Annotated in this window: 1 pseudogene; it reads left to right on the forward strand. The window is 65.5% G+C overall.

Features of this window, described 5'->3' with window-relative positions:
- Nucleotides 1–109, forward strand: a pseudogene (locus KVT32_RS32380) (cytochrome C'); the annotation flags it as partial.
- Between the last annotated feature and the right edge of the window lie 166 nt (nucleotides 110–275).

The raw sequence follows: 275 nt of genomic DNA on the forward strand, positions 1-275 counted from the left end.
CATGAAAGGCGGTTCGGGCGCCTGGGGTCCGGTCCCGATGCCGGCCAATCCGCAGGTGAGCGAAGCCGAAGCGCGCAGCCTGGTGAAATGGGTGCTGGCCACCAAGTAATCCGCGTCGAATCTCGCGAAAAGCGCGCCCTGGTGGCGCGCTTTTTTATTGTTGGCGCAGAACGTAGGGTGGGCAGCTCGACCCGGGCCGGGTGATATATCGTGGCGCCTGCGCTGCCCACGCGGTGATGGTTGGCGGCTCCGATACCGGACGCGGCGATCTTGCT

The sequence above is a fragment of the Achromobacter sp. GbtcB20 genome (genome assembly GCF_019091095.1).
Lineage (GTDB): Bacteria > Pseudomonadota > Gammaproteobacteria > Burkholderiales > Burkholderiaceae_B > Achromobacter > Achromobacter mucicolens.